This is a genomic window from Enterobacter sp. PL1 (assembly GCF_945957325.1).
In the GTDB taxonomy this organism is placed as follows: domain Bacteria; phylum Pseudomonadota; class Gammaproteobacteria; order Enterobacterales; family Enterobacteriaceae; genus Enterobacter; species Enterobacter roggenkampii.
Genome location: NZ_CAMFKT010000030.1, coordinates 39,112 through 45,441, shown reverse-complemented (window position 1 = coordinate 45,441; position 6,330 = coordinate 39,112). Strand labels below are relative to the sequence as shown.

The 6,330-nt window shown below is 50.9% G+C and carries 5 protein-coding genes, 1 tRNA gene and 1 pseudogene; 1 reads left to right on the top strand and 6 read right to left on the bottom strand.

Annotated elements, in window-relative coordinates:
- Window positions 1-62: 62 nt before the first annotated feature.
- The 5 genes and pseudogenes from N6P30_RS20995 to actS form a co-directional block, all read right to left on the bottom strand.
- Window positions 63-269: pseudogene (locus tag N6P30_RS20995) on the bottom strand (hypothetical protein); the annotation flags it as partial.
- A gap of 543 nt (window positions 270-812) precedes the next feature.
- On the bottom strand, window positions 813-1,442 hold the full coding sequence (locus N6P30_RS20990; protein ID WP_023294502.1) for a DUF4145 domain-containing protein: 630 nt from the start codon (window positions 1,440-1,442) through the stop codon (window positions 813-815).
- The gene (locus N6P30_RS20985) at window positions 1,443-3,047 is read right to left on the bottom strand and encodes a site-specific integrase (protein WP_071788919.1); all 1,605 of its coding nucleotides are present in this window, start codon (window positions 3,045-3,047) and stop codon (window positions 1,443-1,445) included.
- 114 nt (window positions 3,048-3,161) lie between these two features.
- Window positions 3,162-3,235 (bottom strand) — tRNA-Gly (locus tag N6P30_RS20980).
- Window positions 3,236-3,315: 80 nt separating this feature from the next.
- Window positions 3,316-4,059 carry an amidase activator ActS gene (actS, locus tag N6P30_RS20975; protein WP_023294504.1) on the bottom strand — a complete coding sequence of 248 codons (744 nt, stop codon included), beginning with the start codon at window positions 4,057-4,059 and terminating at the stop codon, window positions 3,316-3,318.
- 163 nt (window positions 4,060-4,222) lie between these two features.
- Between actS and idi the strand changes: the two genes are divergently transcribed.
- Entirely contained in the window at window positions 4,223-4,765 is a 543-nt protein-coding gene (gene idi / locus N6P30_RS20970; protein WP_008499704.1) for an isopentenyl-diphosphate Delta-isomerase, read from the top strand.
- Window positions 4,766-4,803: 38 nt separating this feature from the next.
- On the opposite strand, the gene lysS is transcribed toward idi, so the two are convergent.
- Window positions 4,804-6,321, bottom strand: coding sequence for a lysine--tRNA ligase (lysS, locus tag N6P30_RS20965; RefSeq protein ID WP_023294505.1), 1,518 nt, complete (start codon window positions 6,319-6,321; stop codon window positions 4,804-4,806).
- Window positions 6,322-6,330: the final 9 nt, after the last annotated feature.

The following is a 6,330-nucleotide window of genomic DNA, read 5'->3' as shown; positions in this document are numbered from 1 at the left end:
GTCGGGAAGATGCGTGATCTGATCCTTCAACTCAGCAAAAGTTCGATTTATTCAACAAAGCCCAGCTCAATGCAGATATTTGCCTGCCCTGCACTGTTCTTTATCTTCGACCATTTCAACTCACCAATAATGCCGTACTTGTCCTTCAGCTTCTGGACTCGATTATTGAAGATATGCAGAGTGTCTTTACGCACACACAGCAAACCAATGCCATAACAGCGGTCACTCCCTGTCGTACCACTCTCATCACCAAAAGCCACGTATTCCATGCACAATACCCACTTTAAATTGTATGGATATTTTATGCTCAAACCAAGTTGTGGGCAATGTATTGCAGACTACTGAGGTACTCTGAAACGCCCCTACTGACCAACTTAGAGCCCTCAAGACCAGGAGGCAGAGGATGAACATTTAGAATATCTGTGAGGTTGAGATGAATAGTGTCTAATGGTAACACTGCTGATTATTACAAGAGTCATCAATGACAAGATTAATGAAAGGGGATAGCTCTAAGTGCTCTTAAAGTTAGCCTTTAAGCTCTTATTATTATCTTGTGTAAACAAGTAATATAACTTTAAGGTCTTTAAGTAACACTTTAAGTTTAGCCCCTGCAGACCATATTAAATATGATTTCTATCATTGGCTATTCACTTATCGACTGACCCAGAGCACGCAGGAAGCATTCACTTTAAATAAACGCTTGGTGTCTGTAATTGGCCATCCCGCCCCTGAAAGGATGCGATAAGTTACGGTTAATTGTCATAGAGAGAAAACTTTTTGTCTTCTCTCTTCCTATAGTGAGTCGTTAATACCTAAGCACTCTTTTTGTCTCGCTTTTCGATACCCTGTCTAGGCCCCTCAGGCATACTCTGGAACATCGCCTCGATTTCTTTTGGTCTTGTGATTCGGTCATCGACAATGATATTCAACAGCTTAAAGAGGCCATGCGTTAACTGTGGGTCATCATCAAGGTTAATCTCTCCAGGATGGACCGCCTGATTCCCTACGATACGACAGATGTCTGCTGCTTGTTGAATGCGAGGAGGTAATCCTTTCTCCACGAGAGACTTTATGTCAGTGTTAATGTTGCTCCCCGGCTCGCCTAAGTGGACCATTAACTTCTGAAGACACAGACGGAGAAGCGCTGCGGCCCCTTTAGGAGACAGATTGACGATGCTTCTAGCCTCCATGTAGTCGGACTTACAGTCCTCCGGCATATCTGGGTTCGGCATTTCAACATTCGCAGATGCAGGAATTAGGAGGGACTCCTCAAACCAATATGAGTACTCCTCACAGCGCTCACATTGTGACACGTGCATAGGGAAAGCCATTTCATCATAGTAAGGATATAATTGGTCCCACTTTTGCTTAGCATACGCCTGACAGTACGGACAGTTAAAAGCTTCTTTCTTGAACTCCGCTGGTTCATACGGAACTGCCATTTATTTTACCTCCTTATAAATACCTACCATCACACTAACCAGCCTATCCACCTCAACCTCTTTAGCGTAGCGGTCATAGGTAATAGACCCTGAGCTATGCCCCATAATCGCCTGAGCATACGCTAATTCAACACCATGTTGTTTTAATTGAGTCGCAACTGTGTGTCTAAACGAGTGAAACGCTAAGCCTTCACGATCAGTAAGAACCTTGGGTAACAGCGTACGGTTAAACCATTTACTCACCTGCTCACCGTAACCGTTCTTCATTAAGCGCAAACCATCAAATACCATAGCGTCATCACCACCAGAGCCTCTACGGGTCTCTACAAGCGCCATAAAGTCAGCCAATACAAAACCATAGGCACCATCGACCAAAGGCACACAGCGATCACTGTGAGCGTTCTTGATGCTCTTACCCTGCAGGCTGTTATCGTCTTCATTGATATGGATATAGACAACTCCAGACTCAGTGGTCCTAATGTCTTTGACCTGAAGCTGAGCCACCTCATTAAGCCTTGCCCCAGTGATAGCAGCCAAAGCTGTAACGTAATAGTGATAGGGCTTACCAGAGGTCTTCTGAGAGTATGCCTTAGCGGCGACCAGTAATTGCCCCACCTGCTCCGTAGAGAAGGCGTTACGGGCCTCTGAGGCTTTACGCTGAGGGACCTTAAGCTCCAGACCTTCAGTCATGTTCTTTTTAATCAAGTCATTGCGCATAGCCCACTTAAAGACAGCCGCCATCTTAATAAGATACTTGTTGTTGATGGTAACGACATCCAGACAATCTGTCTTATCTTCACGGCTCAACAGGTCAGCAAGTGGGGCATCCTTAAAGCGCTGCTTACGGTTCCTAGGTAACTGCTGGAGCACATCACGAACTCTGAGCATGTCTGCTCTACTGGCTTCAGCATTGAGACCCAGATAGTCGAATATTTCGATTAACGCTGCGTGGGACGCTTTGTTTTCTCTTAAGGTGGCTGGCTTCCAGTTCTGAGCGTTCTCCGCTTCGTATTGCTCAAAGAGGCTCGCTACGGTGACGCTGGGCGTGACTTCTGGTTTTGCTTCTGGAGCACTAACAGATAAGGACACAGAGGCTTGGTCATCTTGCCAATCAATACAACTAAAACCATCGATATAATCTATGAGTGGCTTACTGTCTCCCGCATCGATACGCTTCATACAGGCCTTAAGCACTCCCAAAGCCTCGTGAATGTAACGATGCTGGTCAATGCTAAGGGGTTCACAGGCTAGTGCATCAACAAGGTTCCCACCGAGTTCTGAATAAAGCCCGCTATATGTTTCCCTCATGTCAGGCTCGAAGAGGTCAGAGCGGCCCGTCGATAGTTCCCATTCAGCGATGTCCTTGAGGTGCTCTCTCATTTCCTCATAGGTTGCGTTAGGGTTGTCTGCATGTATTGCCTTGAGTGCTGCCTTGATGTGCCGAGAGTGAGCCATAGCGGTACGTCTGTCCTTAGTCCGTAGTGATACTGAGGTCATTCTATCATTGTTTGGTTGCCTGACCCGAAGACGGAAATAGTAGACGCCGTTACGCTGGTAGAGATAGGAGACGGTTGGGAATTTGTGACTACTTGATAGCTGAATCATATGTCTGTATGCCCTGAGAGGGTTACACAGTGGGTTACAGTAAGTAACGCTGTAAGGAGGCATTAAGCCATATCCCAAAGGATTCAGTAACTTATTGAACTTCAAGAAGTGTCATGGAGCGGGCGAAGGGAATCGAACCCTCGTATAGAGCTTGGGAAGCTCTCGTTCTACCATTGAACTACGCCCGCTTTGAGGTGCGTAAGGCATTATAGACCTTACGCACCTTCATACAAGCCTCATCACAACTAACCGGCGATTAAATAATCACTTAGCACTTCGGTTTGCTGCCGGGCGCAGGAAGATAGCGCTGCGGATCGATGGCCGTCGCCTTATAGCGGATCTGGAAATGCAGCTTTACTGAATCCGTACCGGTGCTGCCCATGGTGGCAATCTTCTGCCCGGCTTTGACGTTCTGCCCGTTGTTGACCAGCATCGTGTCGTTGTGCGCATAGGCCGTGATGTAGTCTTCCCCATGCTTAATCATGATCAGGTTACCGTAGCCGCGCAGCTGGTTACCCACGTAAACCACCTTCCCGGCTCCGGAGGCATAAACCGGCGTACCGCGCGCAGCGGCGATATCAATACCCTTGTTGCCACCTTCAGAGAGTGAGTAAGGGGCGACCACTTTACCGCTGGCAGGCCAAATCCAGCAGCGCTGTCCAACCGGCGGCCATGACGATTGCGGCACCTGATAGGACGGCGTCACTTTGGCGGTTTTGCCTTTCGAAGAGGATTTTTTACCGGAGGACGATCCGCCGCTAACCTTCAGCTGCTGCCCCACCTCGATGGTGTAGGGCGGAGAAAGGTTATTCAGACGCGCCAGATCCTTCACGCTGGTTCCCGTTGCGCGCGAAATCCGGTACAGGGTGTCCCCGCGTTTGACGGTGTAGACCGAACCGGAATAGCTCCCCGTATCCGAAGATTTGCTCCCTGAACAGCCCGCCAGTAATAGCGTCAGCGTCAGGCAAAAAATAGCGGTAAGGGGTTTTCTCGTCAGGCTTCCTGCAAACAAAACAGATCCTCGGTCAGCGTGAATGGCGCACTATGATAACAGCCAAAACGAACAGGGGTCATGCCCTTTTCCGCTCTACGAGCCAAACCGTTCGTATAAGAATGCAGTATAATGCTTCGGCTGATGGTGCTGAACCACTCGGCAATTTGGCACTGGAGCATCAATGAGTATTCAAGAACACGTTATTTTGGTAAACGACCAGGGAATGGTGATTGGCACTCAGGAAAAATATGCCGCTCACACGTTACATACCCCGCTGCATCTGGCGTTCTCTTCCTGGCTTTTTAACGCAAAAGGCGAATGTCTGATCACCCGACGCGCCTTAAGCAAAAAAGCCTGGCCCGGCGTCTGGACCAACTCCGTGTGCGGCCACCCGCAGTCGGGCGAAGAGACAGTCCAGGCGATAATCCGCCGCTGCCGCTTTGAAGTGGGCGCAGAACTGACCGATATCACCGCCGTCGCCCCTGAATTTCGCTATCGGGAAACCGACCCATCCGGGATCGTGGAAAACGAAATTTGCCCGGTCTTCGCCGCCCGAATCACCAATGACGTGACGATAAACGAAGATGAAGTGATGGACTATCAGTGGGTTGAGCTGGACGCGCTATTCCGCGCGCTGGACGCGACGCCCTGGGCCTTCAGCCCGTGGATGGTCATGGAAGCGACGACCGCCCGCGAAAAACTCATAGCCTTCGCGGCGCAATAAAAAAGCCCCTTTCGGGGCTTTTTTTACATCTTAACGCCTTATTTCACCGGGCGCATCGCCGGGAACAGGATCACGTCACGGATGGTGTGGCTGTTGGTAAACAGCATCACCATACGGTCGATGCCAATTCCCAGACCCGCCGTTGGTGGCAGGCCGTGCTCCAGCGCGGTCACGTAGTCTTCGTCGAAGAACATCGCTTCGTCGTCGCCTGCCGCCTTCGCGTCAACCTGATCCTGGAAGCGCTGAGCCTGGTCTTCCGCATCGTTCAGCTCGCTAAAGCCGTTGCCGATTTCACGGCCGCCGATGAAGAATTCGAAGCGGTCAGTGATTTCAGGGTTCTGGTCATTACGACGCGCCAGCGGAGAGACTTCAGCCGGGTACTCGGTAATGAAGGTCGGCTGAATCAGATGCGATTCGGCCACTTCTTCGAAGATCTCGGTCACGATACGGCCCAGACCCCAGCTCTTCTCAACCTTGATACCGATGCTTTCGGCGATCGCTTTCGCAGAATCGAAGTTATCCAGATCGGCCATATTGGTTTCCGGACGGTACTTCTTGATCGCTTCGCGCATGGTCAGTTTTTCGAACGGCTTGCCGAAGTCGAAGACTTCTTCACCGTAAGGGACCTGCGTGGTGCCCAGAATATCCTGTGCCAGCGTACGGAACAGGGATTCGGTCAGCTCGATCAGATCTTTGTAATCCGCATACGCCATATAGAGTTCCATCATGGTGAACTCTGGGTTATGACGAACGGAGATCCCTTCGTTACGGAAGTTACGGTTGATCTCGAACACGCGATCAAAACCACCAACCACCAGACGCTTCAGGTACAGTTCCGGCGCGATACGCAGGTACATGTCCAGGTCCAGGGCGTTGTGATGGGTGATGAACGGACGCGCAGACGCGCCGCCAGGGATCACCTGCATCATCGGGGTTTCCACTTCCATAAAGTCGCGGTTCACCATGAACTGGCGGATACCGGCCATGATCTGGGAGCGAATTTTGAAGGTCTTGCGGGATTCATCGTTAGAGATGAGATCCAGGTAGCGCTGACGGTAGCGCGCTTCCTGATCCTGCAGGCCGTGGAATTTGTCCGGCAGCGGGCGCAGGGCTTTGGTCAGCAGACGCAGCTCGGTGCAGTGGATAGACAGTTCACCGGTTTTGGTTTTGAACAGTTTACCTTTCGCGCCCAGGATATCGCCCAGGTCCCACTTCTTGAACTGCTCGTTGTAGATGCCTTCCGGCAGATCGTCACGGGACACGTACAGCTGAATGCGGCCGCCAACGTCCTGCAGGGTCACGAAGGAGGCTTTACCCATGATACGACGGGTCATCATGCGGCCCGCAACGGCCACTTCAACGTTCAGCGCTTCCAGCTCTTCGTTCTCTTTCGCGTCGAAGTCAGCGTGCAGTTGGTCTGAGGTGTGGTCACGACGAAAATCGTTCGGGAACGGCACGCCCTGCTCGCGCAGCGCTGCCAGCTTCTCGCGGCGGGTTTTCAGTTCGTTGTTAAGATCGACTACCGCGTCAGCGCCCTGTGCTTGTTGTTCAGACATGTTGGTTCC